21 protein-coding genes and 1 rRNA gene are annotated in these 25,359 nt (G+C 70.1%); 6 read left to right on the top strand and 16 right to left on the bottom strand.

The window, feature by feature from the left end; all coding sequences use genetic code 11:
* Positions 1-199: 199 nt before the first annotated feature.
* Positions 200-1,727 (bottom strand): 16S ribosomal RNA (locus Q4V64_RS29970).
* 785 nt (positions 1,728-2,512) lie between these two features.
* Between Q4V64_RS29970 and trpS the strand changes: the two genes are divergently transcribed.
* Complete coding sequence (gene trpS / locus Q4V64_RS29965; RefSeq protein WP_124440156.1) at positions 2,513-3,544, top strand: tryptophan--tRNA ligase; 1,032 nt, start codon at positions 2,513-2,515, stop codon at positions 3,542-3,544.
* Between the two features lie 44 nt (positions 3,545-3,588).
* Here the strand turns inward: trpS and proC are convergent, their stop codons facing one another.
* From proC to Q4V64_RS29935, 6 genes are all read right to left on the bottom strand, one after another.
* On the bottom strand, positions 3,589-4,401 hold the full coding sequence (gene proC / locus Q4V64_RS29960; protein WP_124440157.1) for a pyrroline-5-carboxylate reductase: 813 nt from the start codon (positions 4,399-4,401) through the stop codon (positions 3,589-3,591).
* Between the two features lie 151 nt (positions 4,402-4,552).
* Positions 4,553-5,356, bottom strand: a complete 804-nt coding sequence (locus Q4V64_RS29955) for an ABC transporter permease (RefSeq protein ID WP_124440158.1) — start codon at positions 5,354-5,356, stop codon at positions 4,553-4,555.
* A complete protein-coding gene (locus Q4V64_RS29950) occupies positions 5,353-6,153 on the bottom strand; it encodes an ABC transporter ATP-binding protein (RefSeq protein ID WP_124440252.1) in 801 nt (266 codons plus the stop codon). Before Q4V64_RS29950 ends, Q4V64_RS29955 begins: the two co-directional genes overlap by 4 nt.
* Before the next feature lie 477 nt (positions 6,154-6,630).
* Positions 6,631-7,401, bottom strand: coding sequence for a class I SAM-dependent methyltransferase (locus tag Q4V64_RS29945; protein WP_124440160.1), 771 nt, complete (start codon positions 7,399-7,401; stop codon positions 6,631-6,633).
* A gap of 406 nt (positions 7,402-7,807) precedes the next feature.
* A complete protein-coding gene (locus tag Q4V64_RS29940) occupies positions 7,808-8,314 on the bottom strand; it encodes an EamA/RhaT family transporter (RefSeq protein WP_124440161.1) in 507 nt (168 codons plus the stop codon).
* Positions 8,315-8,375: 61 nt separating this feature from the next.
* Positions 8,376-8,708 (bottom strand): SH3 domain-containing protein, encoded by a 333-nt coding sequence (locus tag Q4V64_RS29935; RefSeq protein WP_124440162.1) that lies wholly within the window; start codon positions 8,706-8,708, stop codon positions 8,376-8,378.
* Between the two features lie 182 nt (positions 8,709-8,890).
* Here Q4V64_RS29935 and Q4V64_RS29930 point away from each other — a divergent pair, with 182 nt between their 5' ends.
* The gene (locus Q4V64_RS29930; RefSeq protein WP_124440163.1) at positions 8,891-11,008 is read left to right on the top strand and encodes a serine/threonine-protein kinase; all 2,118 of its coding nucleotides are present in this window, start codon (positions 8,891-8,893) and stop codon (positions 11,006-11,008) included.
* 74 nt (positions 11,009-11,082) lie between these two features.
* Here the strand turns inward: Q4V64_RS29930 and ilvD are convergent, their stop codons facing one another.
* The 4 genes from ilvD to Q4V64_RS29910 form a co-directional block, all read right to left on the bottom strand.
* Complete coding sequence (gene ilvD / locus Q4V64_RS29925) at positions 11,083-12,936, bottom strand: dihydroxy-acid dehydratase (protein WP_124440164.1); 1,854 nt, start codon at positions 12,934-12,936, stop codon at positions 11,083-11,085.
* A 194-nt stretch (positions 12,937-13,130) separates the two neighbouring features.
* On the bottom strand, positions 13,131-13,736 hold the full coding sequence (locus Q4V64_RS29920; protein WP_124440165.1) for a TetR family transcriptional regulator: 606 nt from the start codon (positions 13,734-13,736) through the stop codon (positions 13,131-13,133).
* On the bottom strand, positions 13,733-14,554 hold the full coding sequence (locus Q4V64_RS29915) for a sugar phosphate isomerase/epimerase (RefSeq protein WP_124440166.1): 822 nt from the start codon (positions 14,552-14,554) through the stop codon (positions 13,733-13,735). The genes Q4V64_RS29920 and Q4V64_RS29915 overlap by 4 nt, the downstream gene beginning before the upstream one ends.
* 191 nt (positions 14,555-14,745) lie before the next feature.
* Entirely contained in the window at positions 14,746-15,675 is a 930-nt protein-coding gene (locus Q4V64_RS29910; RefSeq protein WP_124440167.1) for a Ppx/GppA phosphatase family protein, read from the bottom strand.
* Positions 15,676-15,782: 107 nt separating this feature from the next.
* Between Q4V64_RS29910 and Q4V64_RS29905 the strand changes: the two genes are divergently transcribed.
* Entirely contained in the window at positions 15,783-16,649 is an 867-nt protein-coding gene (locus Q4V64_RS29905; RefSeq protein ID WP_124440168.1) for a hypothetical protein, read from the top strand.
* Positions 16,650-16,705: 56 nt separating this feature from the next.
* On the opposite strand, the gene Q4V64_RS29900 is transcribed toward Q4V64_RS29905, so the two are convergent.
* Positions 16,706-18,478, bottom strand: coding sequence for a hypothetical protein (locus Q4V64_RS29900; protein WP_124440169.1), 1,773 nt, complete (start codon positions 18,476-18,478; stop codon positions 16,706-16,708).
* Positions 18,479-18,719: 241 nt separating this feature from the next.
* Between Q4V64_RS29900 and radA the strand changes: the two genes are divergently transcribed.
* On the top strand, positions 18,720-20,129 hold the full coding sequence (radA, locus tag Q4V64_RS29895; protein ID WP_124440170.1) for a DNA repair protein RadA: 1,410 nt from the start codon (positions 18,720-18,722) through the stop codon (positions 20,127-20,129).
* Positions 20,130-20,210: 81 nt separating this feature from the next.
* Positions 20,211-21,335, top strand: coding sequence for a DNA integrity scanning diadenylate cyclase DisA (disA, locus tag Q4V64_RS29890; RefSeq protein ID WP_124440171.1), 1,125 nt, complete (start codon positions 20,211-20,213; stop codon positions 21,333-21,335).
* A gap of 97 nt (positions 21,336-21,432) precedes the next feature.
* Here disA and Q4V64_RS29885 read toward each other — a convergent pair whose 3' ends face one another.
* Positions 21,433-22,281 carry a hypothetical protein gene (locus Q4V64_RS29885; RefSeq protein ID WP_124440172.1) on the bottom strand — a complete coding sequence of 283 codons (849 nt, stop codon included), beginning with the start codon at positions 22,279-22,281 and terminating at the stop codon, positions 21,433-21,435.
* Between the two features lie 175 nt (positions 22,282-22,456).
* On the opposite strand from Q4V64_RS29885, the gene Q4V64_RS29880 reads away from it, so the two are divergent.
* Entirely contained in the window at positions 22,457-23,098 is a 642-nt protein-coding gene (locus tag Q4V64_RS29880; RefSeq protein WP_172629201.1) for a phosphatase PAP2 family protein, read from the top strand.
* A 3-nt stretch (positions 23,099-23,101) separates the two neighbouring features.
* Here the strand turns inward: Q4V64_RS29880 and Q4V64_RS29875 are convergent, their stop codons facing one another.
* Genes Q4V64_RS29875 through Q4V64_RS29865 form a run of 3 tightly spaced genes read right to left on the bottom strand, consistent with a single transcriptional unit; the run spans position 23,102 to position 25,322 of the window.
* On the bottom strand, positions 23,102-23,761 hold the full coding sequence (locus Q4V64_RS29875; RefSeq protein ID WP_124440174.1) for a response regulator transcription factor: 660 nt from the start codon (positions 23,759-23,761) through the stop codon (positions 23,102-23,104).
* Complete coding sequence (locus Q4V64_RS29870; protein ID WP_253266949.1) at positions 23,758-24,768, bottom strand: sensor histidine kinase; 1,011 nt, start codon at positions 24,766-24,768, stop codon at positions 23,758-23,760. The genes Q4V64_RS29875 and Q4V64_RS29870 overlap by 4 nt, the downstream gene beginning before the upstream one ends.
* Complete coding sequence (locus Q4V64_RS29865; RefSeq protein WP_253266950.1) at positions 24,741-25,322, bottom strand: hypothetical protein; 582 nt, start codon at positions 25,320-25,322, stop codon at positions 24,741-24,743. The genes Q4V64_RS29870 and Q4V64_RS29865 overlap by 28 nt, the downstream gene beginning before the upstream one ends.
* Positions 25,323-25,359: the final 37 nt, after the last annotated feature.

Genomic DNA, 25,359 nt, shown 5'->3' with positions numbered 1-25,359 from the left:
CTCAGACACCCAACAGCGTGCCCGACACCCTTCCCGCTCCCCTCAACGTTCCACGCTCCGAAGAGCAGTACTAGAAGGAGAAGACGATCAAGTGTGCCGAGTAGTCAACGTTCCACCCATGAGCAACCAGCACCGGACGTTCGCCGATGAACTGGCCTCTGAACCAGCCCCGAAGGACCGGCTGAGAAGTGCTCCTTAGAAAGGAGGTGATCCAGCCGCACCTTCCGGTACGGCTACCTTGTTACGACTTCGTCCCAATCGCCAGTCCCACCTTCGACAGCTCCCTCCCCACAAGGGGGTTGGGCCACCGGCTTCGGGTGTTACCGACTTTCGTGACGTGACGGGCGGTGTGTACAAGGCCCGGGAACGTATTCACCGCAGCAATGCTGATCTGCGATTACTAGCAACTCCGACTTCATGGGGTCGAGTTGCAGACCCCAATCCGAACTGAGACCGGCTTTTTGAGATTCGCTCCACCTCACGGTATCGCAGCTCATTGTACCGGCCATTGTAGCACGTGTGCAGCCCAAGACATAAGGGGCATGATGACTTGACGTCGTCCCCACCTTCCTCCGAGTTGACCCCGGCGGTCTCCTGTGAGTCCCCATCACCCCGAAGGGCATGCTGGCAACACAGAACAAGGGTTGCGCTCGTTGCGGGACTTAACCCAACATCTCACGACACGAGCTGACGACAGCCATGCACCACCTGTACACCGACCACAAGGGGGCGCCCATCTCTGGACGTTTCCGGTGTATGTCAAGCCTTGGTAAGGTTCTTCGCGTTGCGTCGAATTAAGCCACATGCTCCGCTGCTTGTGCGGGCCCCCGTCAATTCCTTTGAGTTTTAGCCTTGCGGCCGTACTCCCCAGGCGGGGAACTTAATGCGTTAGCTGCGGCACCGACGACGTGGAATGTCGCCAACACCTAGTTCCCACCGTTTACGGCGTGGACTACCAGGGTATCTAATCCTGTTCGCTCCCCACGCTTTCGCTCCTCAGCGTCAGTAATGGCCCAGAGATCCGCCTTCGCCACCGGTGTTCCTCCTGATATCTGCGCATTTCACCGCTACACCAGGAATTCCGATCTCCCCTACCACACTCTAGCTAGCCCGTATCGAATGCAGACCCGGGGTTAAGCCCCGGGCTTTCACACCCGACGTGACAAGCCGCCTACGAGCTCTTTACGCCCAATAATTCCGGACAACGCTTGCGCCCTACGTATTACCGCGGCTGCTGGCACGTAGTTAGCCGGCGCTTCTTCTGCAGGTACCGTCACTTTCGCTTCTTCCCTGCTGAAAGAGGTTTACAACCCGAAGGCCGTCATCCCTCACGCGGCGTCGCTGCATCAGGCTTTCGCCCATTGTGCAATATTCCCCACTGCTGCCTCCCGTAGGAGTCTGGGCCGTGTCTCAGTCCCAGTGTGGCCGGTCGCCCTCTCAGGCCGGCTACCCGTCGTCGCCTTGGTGAGCCATTACCTCACCAACAAGCTGATAGGCCGCGGGCTCATCCTTCACCGCCGGAGCTTTCAACCCTCGCAGATGCCCACGAGAGTGCTATCCGGTATTAGACCCCGTTTCCAGGGCTTGTCCCAGAGTGAAGGGCAGATTGCCCACGTGTTACTCACCCGTTCGCCACTAATCCCCACCGAAGTGGTTCATCGTTCGACTTGCATGTGTTAAGCACGCCGCCAGCGTTCGTCCTGAGCCAGGATCAAACTCTCCGTGAATGTTTTCCCGACTGCGTCTAATTAAAGACTGCGGGACGACACCACGAGAGCGGAACCACCGGGCGGAATAAGCCCGGCGGTTCACAGCGTCCTCGCTGTGTATTCTTCAAAGGAACCTCGCCACCGGAAAGATCCGATGGACGGGGTATCAACATATCTGGCGTTGACTTTTGGCACGCTGTTGAGTTCTCAAGGAACGGACGCTTCCTTTGTACTCACCCGAGAGACTCTCTCGTGGCTTTCCTCCGGGCGCTTCCCTTCGGTCTTGCGTTTCCGACTCTATCAGATCCTTTTCCGACCCGATTCCCAGTCAGCGGGAGTTGTCTTCTCGGCCGTTGAGCCGTTCCGACGAGTGAGACTTTAGCGGATTCCCTGCTCCCGACGCTAATCGGGGGCTGCGTCCTTTCGGGCGCGGATTCCTCATTACGCAAATACGCATGCCAACATCACGACGGCAGGACGATTGTCGTCGAGTGTGGTTGGTACTTGCGGAATGGCTGTCCGGGGACCGACCGTGACCGGCACTCACGTCGGACAACTCGGAGAACAGTACGGACCGGGTCCGAGGGTGTCAACTTGGGCCCCGGGCGGCGCTGAGGAGGCGTAGCCTGAACTGCATGACGACGCGTACGTGCACCCAGCGGTGGTGGGCCGCCTGACGGCGGCCGTCCCCACGTATGCACTCAACGGCCGCCTCCTCGGCGGCCGTTCTTGTTTTCCCTCCAGAACTCCGAGGGGCAGCCGGCCGGCCGAGGTGGCCGGCTCGACCAGGAGGAGAGGGAGAGATGACGCGGGTCTTCAGTGGGATCAAGCCGACCGGGCATCTGACGCTGGGGAACTACTTGGGGGCCATGCGGCGGTGGGCTGCCGTCGACCAGCATCAGGCCGAGTCCCTGTTCTGCATCGTGGATCTGCACGCGTTGACCGTCCATCATGATCCGGCGCGGGTGCGGCGGCTGAGTCGGCAGGCGGCCACATTGCTGTTGGCGACAGGGCTGGATCCGGCGCTGTGCACCGTGTTCGTACAGAGTCATGTGGATGAGCACGCGCGGCTGTCGTATCTGCTGGAGTGCGTGGCCACGGACGGCGAGATGCGGCGGATGATCCAGTACAAGGAGAAGGCCACGCGGGAGCGGGCGCGGGGCGGGAGTGTGCGGCTGTCGCTGCTGACGTATCCCGTGCTGATGGCCGCGGACATCCTGGCGTACGAGAGCGACGAGGTGCCGGTCGGGGACGATCAGGTTCAGCATGTGGAGCTGACCCGGGATCTGGCGGTGCGGTTCAACCAGCGGTACGGGCATACGTTCGTGGTGCCTCGGGCGACGCGGCCGGGCGTGGCTGCTCGGGTCATGAATCTGCAGGAGCCGACGTCGAAGATGGGGAAGAGCGACGACGCGGGGCCTGGGATCGTCTATCTGCTGGACGAGCCGGACGTGGTGCGGAAGAAGGTCATGCGGGCGGTGACCGACAGTGGGCGGGAGGTCGTGTACGACCGGGAGGCACGGCCTGGTGTCGCGAATCTGTTGGAGATCCTCGCGGCGTGCACGGGTGGGAACCCATCGGACCTGAGCGGTGTATATGAGTCGTACGGCGCCTTGAAGACGGACACCGCGGAGGCTGTGGTCGAGGTCTTGAGACCCGTGCAGGAGAGGCACAGGGAGCTGTGCGCGGATCCTGGCTTTGTGGAGGGGGTGCTGCGGGATGGTGCGGAGAGAGCGCGGGCGATGGCGCGGCCGACCGTTGATGCCGCGTATCGGGCGATCGGGCTGTTGCCGGCCGTTGCCTCGGAGACCGTGATGGGCGTGTCTGCCGGGTAGGGGTGGCGTGTCGCCGCCCCCGGGCGGGCGGGGGCGGCGGGGCGTCAGCTGTTGTTGCCGGAGGCCAGTTCGCGGCTGCGGTCGCGGGCGGCTTCGAGGGCGGCGATGAGCGCGGCTCGTACGCCGTGGTTCTCGAGTTCGCGGATGGCGTTGATGGTCGTGCCCGCGGGGGAGGTGACGTTCTCGCGGAGCTTGACCGGGTGTTCGCCGCTGTCGCGGAGCATGGTGGCGGCGCCGATCGCGGACTGGACGATCAGGTCGTGGGCCTTGTCGCGGGGCAGGCCGAGGAGGATCCCGGCGTCCGTCATGGCTTCGACCAGGTAGAAGAAGTAGGCCGGGCCGGAGCCGGAGAGGGCGGTGCAGGCGTCCTGCTGGGACTCGGGGACGCGGAGCGTCTTGCCGACGGCGCCGAAGATCTCCTCGGTGTGGGCGAGGTGGTCGGCGGTGGCGTGGGTGCCGGCGGAGATGACGGACATGGCCTCGTCGACCAGGGCGGGGGTGTTCGTCATGACGCGGACGACCGGGGTGCCTTTTGCGAGGCGCTCCTCGAAGAAGGAGGTGGGGATTCCTGCGGCGCCGCTGATGACGAGGCGGTCGGCGGGGATGTGTGGGACGAGTTCGTCGAGGAGGGTGCCCATGTCCTGCGGTTTGACCGTGAGGATCAGGGTGTCGGCGGTCTTGGCGGCTTCCGGGTTGGTGACCGGGGTGACTCCGTAGCGGGTGCGGAGTTCTTCGGCTCGCTCGGGGCGGCGGGCGGTGACCAGGAGGTCGGCCGGGGCCCAGCCGGCGCGGATCATTCCGCTGAGCAGGGCTTCGCCGATCTTGCCGGTGCCGAGGACTGCGACTTTCTGGGTCATGGCTGGGGTGCCCTCCGGGGGGTGCGTCGTCCGGGTTCATCCTCGCATCAGGGGCGTGTGTGCGGCTTGGGCGTCCGGTGGGCGGGACGTCGGCCCCGGCCGCCCTTGGCCTGAGCGGCCTCGTGCTCAAGCGCTGGAGGGTTTGGGTGGGCTACGCCGTCCGGCGTCGCAGTGTCGCGGCTCCCAGGGCCAGGACCAGCAGCGCGCATCCCGCCACGATCAGGGCGTCGCGGACGAAGTTGGCGGTCATGTCGGTGTGTTTGAGGACCTCGTTCATGCCGTCGACCGCGTAGGACATGGGGAGGACGTTGGAGATGGCTTCCAGGACGGGGTGCATGTTGTCTCGGGGGGTGAAAAGGCCGCAGAGGAGGAGTTGGGGGAAGATCACCGCCGGCATGAACTGGACTGCCTGGAATTCCGAGGACGCGAAGGCCGAGACGAAGAGGCCCAGGGCTGTGCCGAGCAGTGCGTCGAGGAGGGCTACCAGGAGGAGGAGCCAGGGGCTGCCCGTGACGTCCAGGTCGAGGAACCAGACCGCCAGGCCGGTGGCCAGGGCCGACTGGATGATCGCGAGAGTGCCGAAGGCGAGGGCGTAGCCCGCGATGAGGTCGCCTTTGCCGAGGGGCATCGCGAGGAGGCGTTCCAGGGTGCCCGAGGTGCGTTCGCGCAGGGTGGCGATGGAGGTCACCAGGAACATCGTGATCAGGGGGAAGATCCCGAGGAGGGAGGCGCCGATGCTGTCGAAGGTGCGCGGGCTGCCGTCGAAGACATAGCGCAGCAGGAACAGCATCACGCAGGGGATCAGGATCATCATCGCGATCGTGCGCGGGTCGTGGTGGAGCTGGCGCAGGACCCGGGTCGCGGTGGCGGTGGTGCGGGAGGCGTTCAGGGCGCTGGTGGGGGCCGGCGTGATCGTCGTGCTGGATGTGCTCGTCGTGCTCGCGCTCGTGCTCATCGTGCGGTCTCCTTCGTGCGGCCGGCCGCGACGGCCTCGTCGACCAGGTGCAGGAATGCCGCCTCGACCGTTTCGGAGTGCGTACGGGTGCGGAGGGCGTCCGGGGTGTCGTCGGCGAGGATCTCGCCCTCGCGCATCAGCAGAAGGCGGTGGCAGCGCTCGGCCTCGTCCATGACGTGGGAGGAGATGAGCAACGTCGCTCCTCGCTGCGCCGCGATGTCGTGGAAGAGGTTCCACAGGTCGCGGCGTAGGACGGGGTCGAGGCCGACCGTCGGTTCGTCGAGGACGAGGAGTTCGGGGGTGCCGAGGAGGGCCACCGCGAGGGAGACGCGGCTGCGCTGGCCGCCGGAGAGGTTGCCGGCGAGGGCGTCGGCGTGGGTGGTCAGATCCACGTCGGCGATGGCTCGGGTGACGTTCTCGTGGCGGCGGTCCGCTGACGCGTGGCCCGGGTCGAGGATCGCGGCGAAGTAGTTGAGGTTCTGGCGAACGGTCAGGTCGTTGTAGACGGAGGGTGCTTGGGTGACGTAGCCGATGCGGGTGCGCAGGGTGGGGTGGCCGGCGGGGCGGCCGAGGACGTCGAGGGTGCCGGTGACCTTGGCCTGGGTGCCGACGATGGCCCGCATGAGGGTCGACTTGCCGCAGCCGGAAGGGCCGAGGAGACCGGTGATCTGGCCGCGCGGGACGGTGAAGCGGAGGCTGCGCAGGACGGTGCGAGGGCCGCGGATGACGGTGAGGTCTTCGGCGCGGACGGCGGAGGTTGAGGCAGAGGTGGCTGAGGTGGTGTTCGTTCGGGGCATCTCCTTGCCCTTCTTGCTCTTCCTGCTCTTCTTGCCGGATTCGTTGTCTGCTTCCGGGTCGGGTGGGCCGGGCGCGTAATTCATCACGTGATGAATAATGCTCCTGTGGATGAGAGCCGTCAAGCGGGGTGCGACTTGGGCGGCGCAGGCGCGTGGCGGAGTGCTCGGAGTCTCCTGCTCACAAGGTCTGCAACCGGAGGTGCTGTGCTCATGCGCTGTGCCGTAGGCAGGGCCGATCTGTTCGCGTCCCTCGTCGTGTTCCTCGTCGCGCTGCGCCTATGTGTGGGCGTCGCCGGTGGATCCGGTGGCGTTGTCAGTGGGGGCTGCCACTATTGCCGTATCGCTTCTTTGGCCTCGGTGTACGGCGTGTGGTTGCTGGTGTTCACGGTGCATGCGACGTTCCTGCGTTGCCGAAGCTGCTGGACACGTTGGAGGCGGGAGCGGGGTGCGGCGTCGTAGGGCCGCTCCTGGTGGGCGTCAGGTGTTGATGGCGACGAGCAGGTCGACGTCGTAGACCTCTTCGACGATTCCGTCGGGGAAGGTCCGCATCAGGTGCTGACGCTCCTCGGCGAGGAAGGCGGCGCTCGACTCCTCGCCGTGGACCAGGAAGATCGAGTGGCTGCCGATGTTGGCGAGGTGGGTGTCGACGGGGATGCGGCGGCTCCAGCGGACCTGGCGGCGAGCGAAGTCGAGGCGGCCGGTGGGGTCGGCGGCTTGGGTGGGGGCCGCGGCCCCCTTCTTCTCCTCGGTGGGTGCGGTGCCGAAGTGGCGGCCGATGCGGTCGGCGGCCTCGGCGATCCACGGCACGTCGAGGGCGTCGGTGTTCCACCACAGGGCGAGCGCGCCGCCCGGGCGCAGGACTCGGAGGGCTTCCGGGACGGCGAGGGTGGGGTCGGTCCAGTGCCAGGCCTGGGCGTAGGTGAGGAAGTCGAGGGAGTCGGTGGCCAGGGGGAGGGTGTTGCCGTTGCCTTTGAGGATCGGGATGTCGGGGTGGCTGTGGCGGAACTGGGCCGCCATGCCATCACCGGGCTCCACAGCGATGACGTCGGCGCCGCGGGCGTCCAGGAGGGCGGTCGCGATGCCGGTGCCGGCGCCGATGTCCGCGACCCTGGCGCCGGCGAGTGGGCGACCGGCCAGCTCCTCGACGGCGTGGAAGAGGGCGGGCGGGTAGGAGGGGCGGTTGGCGGCGTACTGGGCTGCGGCGGCGTTGAAGGAGTGGGCTCGGGTGGCGTGGAAGGAGGCCGTCATACGGCCATGGTGGCGGGGGTTGGGGGGCAGTGGCGGTGAGTTTTTGGTGAGAGGCGAAGGGTGGCGTTGGGTGGGCCGGGGTGGGTCCAGGTATCCCGAGTTTCCGGTGACCCGGCGTGGGTGCTGACGGGGGTGGGTCGCGCAGCCCAGCGCGGGACGACGGCGTCGTCTGGGGCGGATCGGAGAGTGCCGCCTGCTTTCCGGAGCCTTGGCGGCGGCGACCCCGGCGAGGTAGGAGGCCTGCTTCACCCGGCGTGGGTGCTGGGCGGGAGTGGGGCGCTCAACCCGGCGCTACTGGGGCAGCCGCCTGCGCCCACCCGTGCCGCCCATGGGGGTCCCCCAGGCCTTTAAGGCACTGGGGGAGGCACGGCTGCCCGGGCTGGGCGGCCGTGCGCGAGGGCCCGGGCTATGTGCGGCGGCGTTTCTTCGAGGGGTTGCGGGTGCGGCGAGACGTGCGCTTCTCGTGTTCGTTGAGGGCGGTCTCGTATTCCTCGCGATGGAGTTTCTCGCCGGGGGCCTCGGTGAGGGAGCGGGCGAAGTACGCGAGGAGGGAGCCGACGAAGCCGATGGCGAGCAGGCCGCGGAGGGAAGCCTGGCGGTCGGGGTCGGGGCGTCTGTTGAAGCCGTCCCAGGTGTGGCGGAAGGCGAGGGCGCTGCAGATCGCGAACATGGCGACGACGAGGGCGGTGACGAAGCCGCCGATGGCGGCGATCTGGATGCCCTCGTAGGCGAAGCGGAGGACGAGGCAGGAGACGGCCGCGGCGGCCAGGGAGCCGGCGGATGCGGCGATCCGGCGGCGGGTGTAGCCGTGGTCGTGGTTCACCCAGGTGGTGCCGAAGAAGCGGAGGGGCTCCGGGCGGGGGCCGCCGATGGAGCCCGCGGGGGTGGGTGGGGTGGGATGTTCGTCGCTCACCCTCTGATTATCGCGCTGGGCGGCCCGCGGGCTCCGGTCGGGATCGGAGACGATCAGACGATCACACGGAACAGCGCGGTCGGATGTAGCCGTCGCTGCCCGTGTTCACGTAGGCGTCCGAGACGTACTCGCCGTTGTCGATGTTGTCCCAGATGTTCGACGTGCCGTACGGACCCGACACCGTCGTGCCCGGCGCCTGGCAGAAGATCGGGACTCTGGCGCCCTCGGGCAGGATCCGGACGACGGTGTAGTTGGTGCCGGGACCGCTGCGGACGTTGAGGCGTACGCCGGGCGCGACGGAGTAGTAGCGCAGGGCCTCCGCCGCGGTCGTGATGACCTCCGCATCGGTGCCCGCAGCGTCTTCGGTTCTCTCTTCGGCACGGTCGACAGACATGAAAAACCTCCCCCGTTTGACCCCATGACTGCCATGGGGTCCCGTTGATTCCCCCGAATCACGCCATGAAACACATGTCCGCGATTCGTACAGAGAGGCTAGCAAGCCGCCTCTGTCTCGTACGAGTCATCGACTAGGCTCCGTGCGTCGCGCGCGCGGACGTAGAGCACGGGGGTGGTTCCATGGCGCCACAGCGCAACACCGGAGCGGGCGCGGAAGCGGAACTTCCGGAATACGCCGGTCACTACCGTCTGGAGTCGTGTCTGGGCTCCGGCGGCATGGGCGTCGTGCACCTCGCCAGGAGCACCTCGGGGATGAAGGTCGCGGTGAAGGTCGTCCATGCCGAGTTCGCCAGGGATCCCGAGTTCAGGGGGCGGTTCCGGCAGGAGGTGGGTGCGGCCAGGCGGGTGAGCGGTGCCTTCACCGCGCCCGTCGTCGACGCCGACCCTGAGGCCGAGCGGCCCTGGATGGCCACCCTGTTCATCCCCGGGTCCACCTTGTCCGATCATGTGAAGCGGAACGGGCCCATGGGGCCGGACCAGTTGCGCCGGCTGATGGCCGGGCTGGCCGAGGCGTTGCGCGACATCCATCGGGTCGGCGTGGTGCACCGGGATCTCAAACCGAGCAATGTGCTGCTCGCGGAGGACGGGCCCAAGGTCATCGACTTCGGCATTTCTCGGCCAAAGGACAGCGAACTGCGGACCGAGACCGGGAAGTTGATCGGGACCCCGCCGTTCATGGCACCCGAGCAGTTCCGGCGGCCGCGGGAGGTCGGGCCGGCCGCCGACATCTTCGCGCTCGGGTCCGTGATGGTGCACGCGGCGACGGGGCGCGGGCCGTTCGACTCCGACAGTCCGTACGTCGTCGCCTATCAGGTCGTGCACGACGAGCCCGACCTGACCGGCGTACCGGAGAACCTCGCGTCGCTCGTGCGGCGCTGTCTCGCCAAGGAGCCCGAGGACCGGCCCACGCCGGACGAGTTGATGCGGGAGCTGCGGTCGGTGGCGGCCTCGTACGACACGCAGGTGTTCATACCGGGGCAGCGGACGGTGGACGCGCTCGAGCCCGAGCTTGAGCCCGTGTCCGAGTCACCTGCCGAGGAGGAGCCCGAGCCCCGGCCCAGGAGACGTCTGCGCAGACCGGCGGTTCTCACAGCCGGGGCGTTGGGCCTCGCCGCGATCGTCGCGTTGGCCTCGGTGCGGCTGATGGACACCCCCAGCAGCGCGTCGAAGGGCGCAAGCGCATCGCCCGCCGCCTCGGCGAGGTTCGGTCCGTGGGAGGCGACGCCGGCGCCCGAGAGCAAGGAGGGGACGCCCCAGTGCTCGTACGGGGCGGGGAAGTTGCTCTGTGCGCGGTCCGGGCTGGTCTTCGCCCTCGATCCGTCCGACGGTCATCTGCTGTGGCGGCACGCCGTCACCGAGGCGGGCGGCGGACGGCCGGTCCTGTCGGGCGGCCTCGTGCAGCCCGCGCTGGGTCTGAGCCGGCGTCTGGAGGCCCTTGATCCCGCTTCGGGCAGGACGCGTTGGCGGCAGGACGTACCCCTGTCCAGCGGGCTGGAGTACGCGGCGGGGGCGCTGCTGCTCACCGGCGCCGACGGCACGGTCACCGGTGTGGACAGCGCCTCGGGCGCCACGAAGTGGAGCCACCGGATACCGGGGCACAAGGTGCCGTACTTCGTCTCCTTCCCCGGAGATCCGCTGGCGTACGCGACGAGCGCGACCGGCGACGGGAAGAGCACGCGGGTCAGCGCGGTGGATCCGGACACGGGGGACGTGCGATGGGACGCACAGCTCAAGGGGAGCCTGAAGCCGGTCGGTACGGCGGGCGGGGCGGTGTTCTTCGTCTCCGTCGACGCGGTCTACGAGGACGCGAAGGCTGTGGTGCGCTACACGCCGGACAACGGGGTATCGCGGCGGGTGGCGCTGCCCGTTCCGCTGGAACAGGCGCATGGCACTGTCCGCGGGAACCTGGTGTACCTCATGGGGTCGGGCGGATCGCTGGTGGCCGTCGACATGGCCGCGCGTGAGCAGCGGTGGCGCCTGGAGACGGCCGTGACCCGGGGATCCGCACCGGTCGCCGATGGCCGGCACGTGTACGTCACGGCCCCTGACGGGCGGCTGCTCGCCGTGGACGCCCGTGACGGCAAGCTCGTCGGGCAGACACGACCGCGGTTCGCCGAGAACTCGGACCAGGTCGTCGGCTCGGTGCCGACGCCCGTCGTCGCGGGCGGTCACGTGTACGCCGGTGCCCCCGACGGGACCGTCTTCGCCGTGAGTGGAAGCGACCCGTCCGCCTGGTGACCTGATGACGGCCGTGGCACGGGTGACATGCGAAGGGGCCGCCCCCGAAGGGACGGCCCCGAACAGCGAAAACCTCAGCCCAGCTTGCTGACGTCCCGCACGGCGCCCTTGTCCGCGCTGGTCGCCATCGCCGCGTACGCCCGCAGGGCCGCCGAGACCTTCCGGTCCCGGCTCTGAGGGGCGTACACCCCGCCCAGCGCCTGCTCACGCCGCGCCAGCTCGGCGTCGTCGACCAGCAGGTCGATCGTGCGGTTCGGGATGTCGATGCGGATGCGGTCGCCGTCCTGGACGAGGGCGATCGTGCCGCCGGAGGCCGCCTCCGGGGAGGCGTGGCCGATGGACAGGCCCGAGGTGCCGCCGGAGAAGCGGCCGTCCGTGATCAGGGCGCAGGTCTTGCCGAGGCCGCGGCCCTTGAGGAAGGACGTGGGGTAGAGCATCTCCTGCATGCCGGGGCCGCCCTTGGGGCCCTCGTAACGGATGACCACGACGTCACCGTGCGTGATCTGCTTGTTGAGGATCTTCTCGACGGCCTCTTCCTGGGACTCGCAGACGACCGCCGGACCCTCGAAGGTCCAGATGGACTCGTCGACACCGGCCGTCTTCACCACACAGCCGTCGACCGCCAGGTTGCCCTTGAGGACCGCCAGGCCGCCGTCCTTCGAGTACGCGTGCTCGGCGCTGCGGATGCAGCCGCCCTCGGCGTCCTCGTCCAGCGCCTCCCAGCGCTCGGACTGGGAGAAGGCCTCGGCGGAGCGGACGCAGCCGGGGGCCGCGTGCCACAGCTCCACGGCCTCCGGGGAGGGCGAGCCGCCGCGGACGTCCCAGGTCTTGAGCCAGTCCGCCAGGGACGGGCTGTGGACCGCGTGGACGTCCTCGTTCAGCAGGCCGGCGCGGTGCAGTTCGCCGAGGAGGGCCGGGATGCCGCCGGCGCGGTGCACGTCCTCCATGTAGTACGTGCGGTCCTTGGCCACGTTCGGGGCGACCTTCGCCAGGCAGGGCACGCGGCGCGAGACGTCGTTGATCTCCTCCAGGCCGAAGGGGACGCCCGCCTCCTGGGCCGCCGCCAGCAGGTGCAGGATCGTGTTCGTGGAGCCGCCCATCGCGATGTCCAGGGCCATCGCGTTCTCGAAGGCGGAGAAGGTTGCGATGTTGCGCGGCAGGACCGTCTCGTCGTCCTGCTCGTAGTAGCGGCGGGTGATGTCCATGACCGTGCGCGCCGCGTTCTCGTAGAGCGCCTTGCGGGCCGTGTGGGTGGCCAGGACCGAGCCGTTGCCGGGGAGGGAGAGGCCGATGGCCTCCGTCAGGCAGTTCATCGAGTTGGCGGTGAACATGCCGGAGCAGGAGCCGCAGGTCGGGCAGGCGTTCTCCTCGATACGGAGGATGTCCTCGTCGGAGATCTTGTCGTTCACGGCGTCGGAGATCGCGTCGACCAGGTCGAGCGTGCGGACCGTGCCGTCGACGAGGGTGGCGCGGCCGGACTCCATCGGGCCGCCGGAGACGAAGACCGTCGGGATGTTCAGGCGCAGGGCCGCCATCAGCATGCCCGGGGTGATCTTGTCGCAGTTGGAGATGCAGACCAGGGCGTCGGCGCAGTGCGCCTCGACCATGTACTCGACGCTGTCCGCGATCAGGTCGCGGGAGGGGAGGCTGTAGAGCATGCCGCCGTGGCCCATCGCGATGCCGTCGTCGACCGCGATGGTGTTGAACTCGCGCGGGATGCCGCCGGCCTCCACGATCGCCTCGCTGACGATCCGGCCCACCGGCTGCAGGTGGGTGTGGCCCGGCACGAACTCCGTGAAGCTGTTGGCGACCGCGATGATCGGCTTGCGGCCGATGTCCGCACCGGGTACACCGGAGGCGCGCATAAGGGCGCGGGCGCCCGCCATATTGCGGCCGTGGGTGACTGTGCGGGACCTCAGCTCGGGCATCGTCGCTCGCTCCTTCAGAGACAGCTGTCAGAGATTTCGGAAGTTCTGGGAGTTCTTGGGAGTTCTTCGGAGTTCTTCGGAGTTCTTGGGAGTTCTGGGATTTCTGACTGAGTCGAGCGTACGCCGGTTGCTCCAAGGGGCGGACGCCTTGTCCGGAATGCGGGATGTACGTCTCACCCTGTCAGGGGCTTGGATCAAGGGCCGGTGAGATGCCCCTGCACCACCGGCGCCACCCTCACGATGATCTGCTCCACGTCCGCCGAGGCCAGCGGCTCCACCTTGATCACGTACCGGAGCATGGCGATCCCCACGAGCTGGGCCGCCGCGAGTTCCGCGCGCAGCTCCGCGTCCGGGGCGTCGAGCTCTCCGGCGATGCGCCGCAGCAGCTGCGCGGAGACCAGGCGGCGGAAGACTGCGGCCGCGGCCTCGTTGTTCACGGCCGAGCGGACGATCGCGAGCAGCGGGGTCCGGGTGACCGGGTTCTCCCAGAGGCCGAAGAGGGTGCGGGTCATGCGCTCGCCGACGTCGTCGAGAGGGCCTTCGAGGACGGCATCCCGCACCTTCAGCGCGGGCGCGAAGGCCACCTCGACGGCCGCCTCGAAGACCTGCTCCTTGGTGCCGAAGTAGTGGTGGACCAGGGCCGAGTCGACGCCGGCCGTCTTCGCGATGCCGCGCACGGACGTCTTCTCGTAGCCGCGCTCGGAGAACTCCTCGCGGGCCGCGGTCAGGATCCGGTCGCGGGTGTCGGCGGATTCCGTACGAGGGGGACGGCCCCGCCTGCGCGCAGTGGCGTCGCTCACCGTCGGGGCACCTTCACCGCGGAGGCCAGATGCAGGCGAGTGAAGGCCAGGGCCTCGGCGAGATCGGCCTCGCGTTCGGCGCTCGACATCGCCCGGCGGGTGTTGACCTCGATGACGACGTGGCCGTCGAAGCCGGTCAGGGCGAGACGTTCCAGCAGCTCGGCGCAGGGCTGGGTGCCGCGGCCGGGGACGAGGTGCTCGTCCTTGGCCGAGCCCCTGCCGTCGGCGAGGTGGACGTGGCCGAGGCGGCCACCCATGCGGTCGACCATGTCGAGCGCGTCGGAACGGGCCGTGGCCGTGTGGCTGAGATCGATCGTGAAGTGACGGTAGTCATCCTTCGTGACGTCCCAGTCGGGGGCGTAGGCGAGCATCTCGCGGTCGCGGTAGCGCCAGGGGTACATGTTCTCGACGGCGAACCGCACATCTGTCTCGTTCGCCATGCGCCAGATGCCGGTGACGAAGTCGCGGGCGTACTGGCGCTGCCAGCGGAAGGGCGGGTGTACGACGACCGTGGTCGCGCCGAGCTTCTCGGCGGCCGCCTGGGCGCGCTGGAGCTTGACCCAGGGGTCGGTGGACCACACGCGCTGCGTGATGAGCAGGCAGGGGGCGTGTACGGCCAGGATGGGGATCTGGTGGTAGTCGCTGAGCCTGCGCAGCGCCTCGATGTCCTGGCTGACGGGGTCGGTCCACACCATGACCTCGACGCCGTCGTACCCGAGACGCGCGGCGATCTCGAAGGCCGTCGCCGTCGTCTCCGGATAGACGGAGGCCGTGGACAGGGCGACCTTCGCATCCGGGATGCGGACTGGTTCCACCACGGGGAACAGAGTACGGGTTGACTCCGGCGGTTGGGCCGGGGGCCTGATCGCCGGTGTGGATTTCGCCATGGGCGGGTGCGGGTTTTGTCGCGGCTCGGCGCGCCCACGCGGCGGAGCCGCACAATGTCACGGCCCCGCGCCCCTTGGGCACCTGTACCGAGCCTTGAGCGCCTATACCGAGCCTTGGGCACCTATACCGAGCCCATGTGATCCAGTCGCCGCAAGATCACGCCCTCCCTCAGGGCCCATGGGCAGATCTCCACGGTCTCCACGCCGAACAGGTCCATCGCGCCTTCGGCGACCAGGGCGCCGGCGAGGAGCTGGCCCGCTCTGCCCTCCGAGACTCCCGGCAGCTCGGCTCGCTCGTCCGCCGTCATGCCCGAGAGCCGCGGCACCCACGCCTCCAGGGACTCCCGCTTCAGTTCGCGCTGGACGTAGAGGCCCTCGGCGGAGCGGGCGGCGCCGGCCAGGCGGGCCAGTTGCTTGAAGGTCTTGGACGTGGCGACCACGTGGTCGGGGGCGCCGAAGCGGCTGAACTCGCCGACCGTACGGGCGATCTGGGCCCGGACGTGCCGTCGTAGTGCCCTTATGTCCTCCGGGTCCGGTGGGTCGCCGGGCAGCCAGGACGCGGTCAGGCGGCCCGCGCCGAGCGGCAGCGACACAGCCGCGTCGGGTTCCTCGTCGATGCCGTAGGCGATCTCCAGGGAGCCGCCGCCGATGTCGAGGACGAGCAGCTTGCCCACGGACCAGCCGAACCAGCGCCGGGCGGCGAGGAAGGTGAGCCGGGCCTCGTCCGCGCCGGTGAGGACCTGGAGCTCGACGCCGGTTTCGTCCTGCACGCGCGCGAGGACGTCGTCGGCGTTGGTGGCCTCCCGTACGGCGGAGGTCGCGAACGGCAGCAGGTCCTCGACGCCTTTGTCCTCGGCGGCCTGGAGCGCCTCCTGGACGACCGTGATCAGTTTCTCGACGCCGTCGGGTCCGATCGCCCCGTCGTCGAGAAGCTGGGCAAGGCGCAGCTCCGCCTTGTGCGAGTGCGCGGGCAGCGGGCGCGCGCCCGGGTGCGCATCCACCACCAGCAGATGCACTGTGTTCGATCCCACGTCGAGGACACCGAGTCTCATGTACGGCACGCTACTGCCACCTGCGCCGCCGACAGGGCCCGGAGCTGCTTCTTGACCTGTCCCTGGCACTGTCCCTGGTCCGGTCCCGGGCGACTTACCCTGGACGGGTGCCAAAGACGAAAAAGGCGAAGGACGAAAAGGCGGGCAAGATGCCCAAGAAGGCCAAAACGGTCGAGGGTTCTTCGCAGGCGAAAGCACCGAAGAGGTCGAAGCGGGCCGGGGAGGCCGACGAGAAGGGGCTCGACTTCGCGCGCGCGTGGGTGGAATTCCCTGATCCGGCGGACGACGAGCAGGTCTTCCGGTGCGATCTGACTTGGCTGACCTCGCGTTGGAACTGCATCTTCGGCAGCGGCTGCCAGGGCATCCAGGCGGGCCGCGCGGACGACGGCTGCTGCACCCTGGGCGCCCACTTCTCCGACGAGGACGACGAGAAGCGGGTCGCCGAGCATGTGGCCAGGCTCACTCCGGACGTCTGGCAGAACCACGACGAGGGCCTGCGGAACGGCTGGGTTTCGGAGGACGAGGACGGCGACCGGCAGACCCGCCCCTACCAGGGCTCGTGCATCTTCCAGAACCGGCCCGGGTTCGCGGGCGGCGCGGGCTGCTCGCTGCACATCCTCGCCCTGAAAGAGGGCCGCGAGCCGCTCGAGACCAAGCCGGACGTGTGCTGGCAGCTGCCGGTGCGGCGGACCTACGAGTGGATCGACCGGCCCGACGACACGCGCGTGCTCCAGGTGTCGATCGGTGAGTACGACCGCCGGGGCTGGGGTCCGGGCGGACACGACCTGCACTGGTGGTGCACGTCGGCGACCTCGGCGCACGGCGCGGGCGATCCGGTGTACGTCTCCTACCGGCCGGAACTGATCGAGCTCATGGGCAAGGCGGGGTACGACCGCCTGGTCGAACTGTGCGAGGAGCGGCTGGCCTCGCAGCTGCCGTTGCTGGCACCGCATCCGGCGGATCCTGTCGCCTGACGGCGCTTGAGGCCCGTACGGGCCTCATACGGGCCTCATACGGGCCTACTACGGGCCTACGAGGTGGAGGGGTTCGGGTCGCCGGCCTCGGTGGGCGGCGGTGTCGGGCCGCCCGGGTCGGTCGGCGTGGGTTCGGTCGGCGAGGGGTCGGTGGGCGAGGGCTCCGGGTCGGGCGGCGAGGGCGGGTCGCTCGGGGTGGGGTCCGTGGGCGGCGGAGTCGTCGGCGTGGGGGCCGCGTCGGACGGCGGCGGGGTGCTGGGGTTGCCCGGGCCGGGATGGTGGCCGTGACCGGGGTGGTGACCATGGCCATGACCCGGGGCAGGGTCGGAGGGGCCGGGCGCGGTGCCGTAGCCCTCGATGGTGACGACGGCGCCGGCCGGTGCGACCGCCACTCGTGCCCTCCAGTACCCGGACGGCTCACGCAGAGGGTCGACGTAGACCTTGATCGTCAACGACTCGCCCGGCAGCAGCGTTCCCGACGACTGGCTGAAGTAGAGCCAGGAGACTGCCGTGGTCGCGGACCAGCGCACCGGCGCGAAGCCCGTCGCGGTGAGGGTGACGAGTGTGGTGTCGCCGCTGTGGCCGGCCGCCACCTCCAGGCTTCCGGCGCTCTTCCGGCCGGCGTCCGCGACGCTGACGACCTCCACGGAGACATCGGACTTGCCGCCCTTGGTGAATCGGCCGCCGGGGCGGGGGGCGGCGTTGCCGGCGTTCTCGTAGTAGCCGCCGTCGGCCGTCTCGCCGTCGAGCATGCCGTGGCCATGCGCCTCGCCGGCGCTGGCGGAGTGGCCGTCGGAGCCCTCGCCGGCCGGTGTGCCCCGGTAGGCGGCCCACAGGGCGAGCACGGGGGCGGCCACCACGGTGGCGACGACAGTCGTGGTGACGGCACGCGCGCGTAGGCGGTCTCTTCGGGCGGCGCGGTCCTTGGGGTCCATCGGGAAACCGCGCCGGTCGAAGCGGGGCGCGATGCCCCGCGCGCGCGGGCCGTGTGCCATGGCGACGTGCAGGGCGGCGCGGGGCGCCTGGAGGACGTGCAGCTCGGCGGGGATGACGGCGGCGCCGGGCCAGCGGCCGGGGACCGCGCGTTCGGCGGTACGGCGGCAGCGCGGACAGTCGTCGACGTGCCGGACGAGCTCGCGGCGCAGGGCCGCGCTGAGCACGAGCTGGTTGTCGCCGGTGAGCCGGGCCACACTCGGGCAACTGCCGGTCTCGACGACGGCGAGGGCCGCGCGGGTGCGCTCGACCTCGCATGCGGCGGAGGCGAGCAGTTCGCGGGCGGCGGCGAGATCCGTGCCGAGGACGGCGGCGATCTCATGGGCGGCGAGGTGGTGGCGGACGGCGAGTTCGAGCGCCTCGCGCTGTTCCGGGGTCGTGCCGGCGGCCTCCGGCCAGGCGAGCAGGGCCAGTTCGCCCCGGCGCCGCTCCTGGGCCTCCTCGGAGACCGGCCCGGTGGCGGGCTGCGCGGGCCGGCGCCGGTCGGCGCTGCCGCGGCCCGCCGAGTGTGTGGCCTGACGTTTCTGCTTGGCCTCGGCCAGCTTGCGCAGGCACGCCCAGCGGGCCAGCGCGTACAGCCAGGCCCTGTGCTCCCCCGCCGCGTCCGGGCCGCGGCGCTTCTCGGCGAGGGCGAGGACGTCGCCCAGTGCGGCGGTGGCCGCGTCGTGGTCGCACAGCACGGACAGGCAGTAGGTGAACAGGCCGTCCAGGTACGGCTCGTAGCGCGCGGGGGTGCGCTGCGCCAGCGTGCGCGCCGCCGCGCGGTCACGGCCCTCCCGGTGCGACCGGTGTGCGCCGGTGGAGCGGGTCGAGGTCTCCGGACTGCTGCTCATCATCCGTGGACGGTAGGCGGCTGCGGACCAGCCCTTCGCCCTCCTTGCACGCATTTACTCCGTACGGGTGAAACGATCCCTCATAAGGGGACAGGAACCCCGGATTCCACGGCCCGTTCGAGTCCGGTGGCGGCTGATTCGCACGGGATACAGGGGGTCTGTGGGGCCGCCGGGTCCTGCGGGGTGGCCGGGTCGTGACCGGCTCGTGGCCCGCATTGTCAGTGGTCGCGGTTACGGTTTCCGCATGGCTGCCCGTACCAAGACCACGAAGGACCGACCGTCCTACCGCTGCACCGAGTGCGGCTGGCAGACGGCGAAGTGGCTCGGCCGCTGCCCCGAGTGCCAGGCATGGGGCACGGTCGAGGAGTACGGCGCGCCCGCTGTCCGTACGACGACGCCGGGGCGCGTCACCAGCTCCGCCCTGCCCATCGGCCAGGTCGACGGCCGACAGGCCACCGCCCGCTCCACCGGCGTGCCCGAGCTGGACCGGGTGCTCGGCGGGGGGCTGGTGCCCGGCGCGGTCGTCCTCGTCGCGGGCGAGCCCGGCGTCGGCAAGTCCACCCTGCTCCTGGACGTGGCGGCCAAGGCGGCCAGTGACGAACACCGCACGCTCTATGTGACCGGCGAGGAGTCGGCGAGCCAGGTCCGGCTGCGCGCCGACCGGATCAAGGCCATCGACGATCACCTGTATCTCGCCGCCGAGACCGATCTGGCCGCCGTGCTCGGCCACTTGGACGCGGTGAAGCCGTCCCTGCTGATCCTCGACTCGGTGCAGACGGTGGCCTCCCCGGAGATCGACGGCGCCCCCGGCGGCATGGCACAGGTGCGCGAGGTGGCGGGGGCGCTGATCCGGGCCTCCAAGGAGCGCGGGATGTCCACGCTCCTTGTGGGCCATGTCACCAAGGACGGCGCCATCGCGGGCCCGCGTCTGCTGGAGCACCTCGTGGACGTCGTCCTGCACTTCGAGGGCGACCGGCACGCCCGCCTCAGGCTCGTGCGGGGCGTCAAGAACCGCTACGGCACCACGGACGAGGTCGGCTGCTTCGAGCTGCACGACGAGGGCATCACCGGCCTCACCGACCCGAGCGGCCTGTTCCTGACCCGGCGTGCCGAACCGGTGCCCGGCACCTGTCTGACCGTCACCCTGGAGGGCCGCCGCCCCCTGGTGGCCGAGGTCCAGGCGCTCACCGTCGACTCCCAGATCCCCAGCCCCCGGCGGACCACGTCCGGCCTGGAGACCTCCCGGGTCTCGATGATGCTGGCCGTCCTGGAGCAGCGCGGCCGGATCAGCGCCCTGGGCAAAAGGGACATCTACTCCGCGACGGTCGGCGGTGTGAAGTTGTCGGAGCCTGCCGCGGACCTGGCCGTCGCCCTCGCCCTGGCGAGCGCGGCGAGCGACACACCTCTGCCCAAGAACCTCGTCGCGATCGGCGAAGTGGGCCTCGCGGGCGAGGTCAGACGGGTCACGGGCGTGCAGCGCCGGCTCGCCGAAGCACACCGTCTGGGCTTCACTCACGCCCTGGTGCCGGGCGATCCGGGCAAGATCCCGGTCGGCATGAAGGTTCTGGAAGTCGCGGACATAGGGGACGCCCTGAGAGTCCTTCCACGCTCGCGTCGCAGAGAGGCCCCACGGGACGAGGAAGACCGCCGGTAGACTTTGCCCTGGTCTCGCCCGTCCGTACGAACCACGTGTGCGAAACGGGAGCGCCCCAGAACCTGCGACCGGAGGAGTGCAGTGGCAGCCAACGACCGGGCAGCAGCTCCCGGAAAGTCCGGTGGGAGTTCCGGTGCCGATGGCCTGATGCGCGCCTCACTGAGCGCCGTGGCACCCGGCACGCCCCTGCGCGACGGCCTCGAGCGAGTCCTGCGTGGCAACACCGGCGGCCTCATCGTGCTCGGCTCCGACAAGACGGTCGAAACGATGTGTACGGGCGGATTCGTCCTGGATGTCGAGTTCACCGCGACGCGACTGCGGGAGCTGTGCAAGCTGGACGGCGGCATCGTGCTGTCCTCCGACCTGTCGAAGATCCTCCGGGCGGGCGTCCAGCTGCTCCCCGACCCGACGATCCCGACCGAGGAGACGGGCACGCGGCACCGCACGGCGGACCGGGTCAGCAAGCAGGTCGGCTTCCCCGTCGTCTCCGTCTCCCAGTCCATGCGCCTGATCGCGCTGTACGTCGACGGCCACCGCCGCGTCCTGGAGGACTCCGCGGCGATCCTGTCCCGCGCCAACCAGGCCCTGGCGACCCTGGAGCGGTACAAGCTCCGCCTCGACGAGGTCGCGGGCACGCTGTCCGCGCTGGAGATCGAGGACCTGGTGACCGTCCGGGACGTCTCGGCCGTGGCCCAGCGTCTGGAGATGGTGCGCCGCATCGCCACGGAGATCGCCGAGTACGTGGTGGAGCTCGGCACGGACGGGCGGCTTCTGGCCCTCCAGCTCGACGAGTTGATCGCGGGCGTGGAGCCCGAGCGCGAGCTGGTCGTCCGGGACTACGTCCCCGAACCCACGGCCAAGCGCTCCCGCACGGTCGAGGAAGCACTGTCAGAGCTCGACGCCCTCACCCACGCGGAGCTCCTCGAACTGCCCACGGTGGCACGGGCGTTGGGCTACACCGGCTCGCCGGAGACGCTGGACTCGGCGGTGTCGCCGCGCGGTTTCCGGCTGCTGGCGAAGGTGCCGAGGCTGCCGGGGGCGATCATCGACCGGCTGGTGGAGCACTTCGGCGGTCTGCAGAAGCTGCTCGCTGCCAGCGTGGATGACCTGCAGACGGTGGACGGGGTCGGCGAGGCCCGGGCGCGGAGCGTGCGGGAGGGGCTGTCGCGACTGGCGGAGTCGTCGATCCTGGAGCGGTACGTCTGAGGCGTGGCTGTGCCCACCCGGTGACAGCACCTGGTGCCCCGGCGGGCACGGGCCTGGTTCCGGGCGCCGCGCGACAGGCGCCACTTTCGCCACGGCCCTAGTCGTTGTCCAGCACGAATGACCCCTGCGCCGTCCCGAACCCCGGTGTCTTCGCCTCCACCAGATACGTCCCCGCCCCGGCCGACCCCGCCGGAGGCGTCGCGCACTGGGGAGCGCTCGACTTGCGGTCCCACTGCACCGGGTAGGTGATGCTGCTGCCGGCGGGCACCCGGAACACCAGGCTGTCGGAGACCTTGGGGCAGTCGGCGGACGACCAGTAGTCGTCGTCCGCGCCCGCCTGAGTGATCGTCAACACCGCGTTCTTCGGACCGAGATCGATCTTGCAGTCGTTGGCGGAGGAGTTCTTCGCGGTCAGCTCCAGCGTGGGCGTCTGGCCGGGTGAGTACGTGTTGCGCAGACTGCGCACGGTCAACTGCACGACGCTCGCGGTGCAGTTGGGAAGCGGTGAGCTCGCCGGGAGCGTGTCGCCCGCACCGACGCCTCCGCCGGCGCCGCCCTCCGTGCCGCCGCCGGCGGTACCGCCACCGTCCGTACCACCGGAGCCGGAGCCGGAGTCACCGGAGCCGTCCCCCGACCCGGAGCCCGTACCACCGCCGTCGGACCCGGACGACCCCGAGCCACCAGAGCCCCCGCCGCTCGACTCGTCGCGTCCGCCCGGCGCTTGACTGATCGCCGGCCCGGAGCCGGACGGTCCCGGCGTGATCGTCGAAGGGGAGGGATTCTTGCCGTCGGGTCCGCCGGCGTCGTTCTTGTCGCCTCCGCCGCCCGAGGTGACGATCCAGGTGGTCAGCAGCGCCAACAGGGCGACCACGGACACCAGTACGACCCTCCGTCGCCAGTAGATGGAGGAGGGAAGCGGCCCGACCGGATTGCGCAGAGATCCCACGGCGCAAACTGTACGAGAGATCGGCCACTTCGCTGGCCCCACCCGCCGCCCGCGACGACAAGTTTTCCGGATCATCATTCCGGAACCAGCGGTCCCACCCCTGTCTTTCGTCAGGGGAAGCACACGACGATCGCAAGCTGTGACAGGATCGGTCTGCCGCCTACGGTCCGTAACCATGGACTTCGAGGACACCGAGCTCTACCGCGACATCACCGACGCCGCCCACGACACCCCTACGTGGGTACAACACACCGTCGAGACATGGACGGAGGCCGGAATCCTGCTCTTCGCCGTGCTGTGCGCGGCGGCCTGGTGGCGGGCCCGGCGCGAAACCACCCGCGTATTCGCGATCGCGGCCCTTGCACCTCTGGCCACGGCCGTGGCGTATGTGTGCAGTGAGCTGCTCAAGTCCGGTTTCACGGAGGAGCGTCCGTGCCGGGCGGTCGCCGGAGCGGCCCCCTCGATCGCCGCCTGCCCGCCGTCCGGCGACTGGTCCTTCCCCAGCAACCACGCCACGATCGCCGGCGCCGCGGCCGTCGCCCTGGCCCTGGTCCGCCGCGCGGTCATCCGGCTGACGGCCCCGCTGGCCCTGCTCATGGCCTTCTCCCGGGTCTTCGTCGGCGTGCACTATCCGCACGACGTGGCCGCGGGGCTCGCCCTGGGAGCGGTCGTCGCCTTCGCCGTCATACGCCTGTGCACCGGCCCGGCGACCCGGGTGGCCGAGGCGATGCGGGCCTCGTCGGCGCCCGCCGCACGGTGGTTGACGGGCCCGGGTCCGGCGCCCGTTCCGTCGTACGCCACGCACCGGCGCGGCTGAGCCTCACAATTCCACCAACCCCGCCTCGTACGCCACGATCGCCGCCTGCACCCGGTTGCGCACCCCCAGCCGGTCGAGGACCGCGCTCACGTACGCCTTCACCGTGCCCTCGACCAGGTGCAGCCGGGCGGCGATCTCCGGGTTGGACAGTCCGGCACCGACGAGGCCCAGGACCTCCCGCTCACGCGGGCTGAGCTCCTGCACACGCGCGCGTGCGGCGGCTTCGCGTCCCAGGCGGCCGTCGCTGCCGCCGAGGCCCTCGATGACGTACCGGGCGACCTTCGGGGACAGGAAGGCGCCGCCGCCCGCGACCGCCCGTACCCCCGCGATCAGCTCGTACGGGTCCCCTGACTTGAGCAGGAAGCCGGTGGCGCCGCCGCCGAGCGCCCGGGCCACGTACGCCTGTTCGGAGAAGGTGGTGAGCATCGCGACCGCCGTGCCGGGAACCGCCCGTACGATCTCCTCCGCCGCGGCCAGCCCGTCCAGGCCCGGCATACGGATGTCGAGCAGGGCCACGTCCGGGCGGTGGGCCCGCGCCAGGTCGACCGCCTCGCGCCCGTCGCCCGCCTCGGCGACGACCTCCGTCTCGCCGCTGCTCCCCAGGATGGCGCGCACTCCCGCGCGGACCATCGCCTCGTCGTCGGCCAGCAGTACCCGGATCACCGTGCGAACTCCTCATACTCTTCGCGTCCCTCGCCGGACAGCCCGACCCTGGGGATCACATCCTTGGCGACGAGCCGCCCCTCGGTGTCGAAACACAGTCTGAAGTGTTCGACGGAGACGAAGAGTTCGCCGCTCGCCCGGTAGTAGCGGCAGTCGGTGCCGCTGGGTTGTGCCGGTGCCCGTTCGACGGGGGTGTCGCGGACGGTGCGGTCCGGGAGCACGGGTGCGATCTCGTCGGCCGTGGCGCCCAGGGGCAGCTTCGCGTACGCGGCGGGCTGAAGGACCGAGTGCGTCTCCGTGTACGCGTACCAGCCGAAGGCCCCGCCGACCAGGACGACGCCCGCGCAGGCGGCGGCCGCGATGGTGACGACCACACGGCGGCGGGCGCGCGTGAAGGGCGCCGAGGGGACGGCGGTACGGGGTGACCTCGGCGTCGGCTGTTCGGGGACGTGGGCGTGGACCCGGAACCCGTCTCCGTGCGGCCCCGCCGTGAAGTCGCCGCCGGCCTCGGTGACGGCGGCGCGCAGACCCAGCAGTCCGGAGCCGCCGGCGGACGGGGAACTCTTCTGTGTGGCCCGCCCGTTGGTGATCGTGACCGTCGTGCCGCCCGCCTCCTCCGCCGCCGTGACGGTCACCGGTGCGCCCGGCGCGTGCCGGGCCGCGTTGGTCAGGGACTCGCGCACCACCCGGTGCAGGATCCGTTCGGCGACGCCGCCCGCCTGTACGGCCGTACCGGACCCGGCCGGTTCCCAGCGCACCGGAAGCCCCGACTCGGCGGCGCGCGCGACGAGTTGTTCCACGCTCTCGCCCGCCGGCGTCAGCGGCACCGGCTCGTCGTCCTCCCGCAGGACGCCGATGATGCGGTGCAGCCGGTCCGTGGCGTCGGCGGCGGCCGCGCGCAGGTCGGCCGCCGCGGCGCGGTGCTGGTCGGGGAGATCGGCGGCCACCTGGAGAGCGCCCGCGCGCAGGGCGATCAGGCTCAGTTCGTGGCCCAGCGAGTCGTGCATGTCCTGGGCGATCCGGGCCGCTCGCGCAGCCGCGCCCGCTCCTCGGCGCCGCGCCGCTCGTCCTCCAGGCGGGCGGCCCGCGTCCAGCCCGCCGCCGCCAGCTCACGGCTCTGCCGCCAGTAGCGGCCGCCGAGCCAGGGGAAGACGCAGCCGAAGAGCAGCGTGCCCGTCAGCACCACCCATTCCGGTGCCGGGTCGACTCCGACGAGGGCGATCTTCACGGTGCTGGCGCAGCCCACGGCGACGAAGACCAGCGCCGCCGGACGCACCCGCATCGCCCGCAGACCGAGCAGCAGGGCGAGGACGCCGAGGGCGGGGCCGTAGGAGACGGTGAACAGGGCGGGGGCGGTGAGCAGGCTCAGTACGGCCGTCAGCCCGAAGGCCACCAGGGGACCCCGTCGGGCGAGCGCGACCGCCGCGGCGAGCACGCCCAGCCCGGCCGCCTGCTGCCACGCGGGGCGCGGCTCGTTCAGCCCGAGGCCGTCCGCCGTGAGCGCGGGCAGCGCGAGGGCCACCCACAGGAGGCAGACGCTCCAGAACCGAGGACCTTCCATCCGCCCGACGTTACAAGCGGCGGTGGGTGTGGCACCT

Source organism: Streptomyces sp. NL15-2K, from assembly GCF_030551255.1.
GTDB lineage: Bacteria > Actinomycetota > Actinomycetes > Streptomycetales > Streptomycetaceae > Streptomyces.
This window is presented reverse-complemented; position numbering and strand designations above follow the sequence as displayed.

What these genes read in the sequence shown, in the direction of transcription:
- ilvD (WP_124440164.1), bottom strand. Translation starts at nt 12,936, where the DNA reads ATGCCCGAGCTGAGGTCCCGCACAGTCACCCACGGCCGCAATATGGCG.
- Q4V64_RS29910 (WP_124440167.1), bottom strand. Translation starts at nt 15,675, where the DNA reads ATGAGACTCGGTGTCCTCGACGTGGGATCGAACACAGTGCATCTGCTG.
- Q4V64_RS29950 (WP_124440252.1), bottom strand. Translation starts at nt 6,153, where the DNA reads ATGCCCCGAACGAACACCACCTCAGCCACCTCTGCCTCAACCTCCGCC.
- Q4V64_RS29945 (WP_124440160.1), bottom strand. Translation starts at nt 7,401, where the DNA reads ATGACGGCCTCCTTCCACGCCACCCGAGCCCACTCCTTCAACGCCGCC.
- Q4V64_RS29930 (WP_124440163.1), top strand. Translation starts at nt 8,891, where the DNA reads ATGGCGCCACAGCGCAACACCGGAGCGGGCGCGGAAGCGGAACTTCCG.
- radA (WP_124440170.1), top strand. Translation starts at nt 18,720, where the DNA reads ATGGCTGCCCGTACCAAGACCACGAAGGACCGACCGTCCTACCGCTGC.
- Q4V64_RS29870 (WP_253266949.1), bottom strand. Translation starts at nt 24,768, where the DNA reads ATGCACGACTCGCTGGGCCACGAACTGAGCCTGATCGCCCTGCGCGCG.
- Q4V64_RS29900 (WP_124440169.1), bottom strand. Translation starts at nt 18,478, where the DNA reads ATGATGAGCAGCAGTCCGGAGACCTCGACCCGCTCCACCGGCGCACAC.
- trpS (WP_124440156.1), top strand. Translation starts at nt 2,513, where the DNA reads ATGACGCGGGTCTTCAGTGGGATCAAGCCGACCGGGCATCTGACGCTG.
- Q4V64_RS29935 (WP_124440162.1), bottom strand. Translation starts at nt 8,708, where the DNA reads ATGTCTGTCGACCGTGCCGAAGAGAGAACCGAAGACGCTGCGGGCACC.
- Q4V64_RS29880 (WP_172629201.1), top strand. Translation starts at nt 22,457, where the DNA reads ATGGACTTCGAGGACACCGAGCTCTACCGCGACATCACCGACGCCGCC.
- Q4V64_RS29865 (WP_253266950.1), bottom strand. Translation starts at nt 25,322, where the DNA reads ATGGAAGGTCCTCGGTTCTGGAGCGTCTGCCTCCTGTGGGTGGCCCTC.
- Q4V64_RS29955 (WP_124440158.1), bottom strand. Translation starts at nt 5,356, where the DNA reads ATGAGCACGAGCGCGAGCACGACGAGCACATCCAGCACGACGATCACG.
- proC (WP_124440157.1), bottom strand. Translation starts at nt 4,401, where the DNA reads ATGACCCAGAAAGTCGCAGTCCTCGGCACCGGCAAGATCGGCGAAGCC.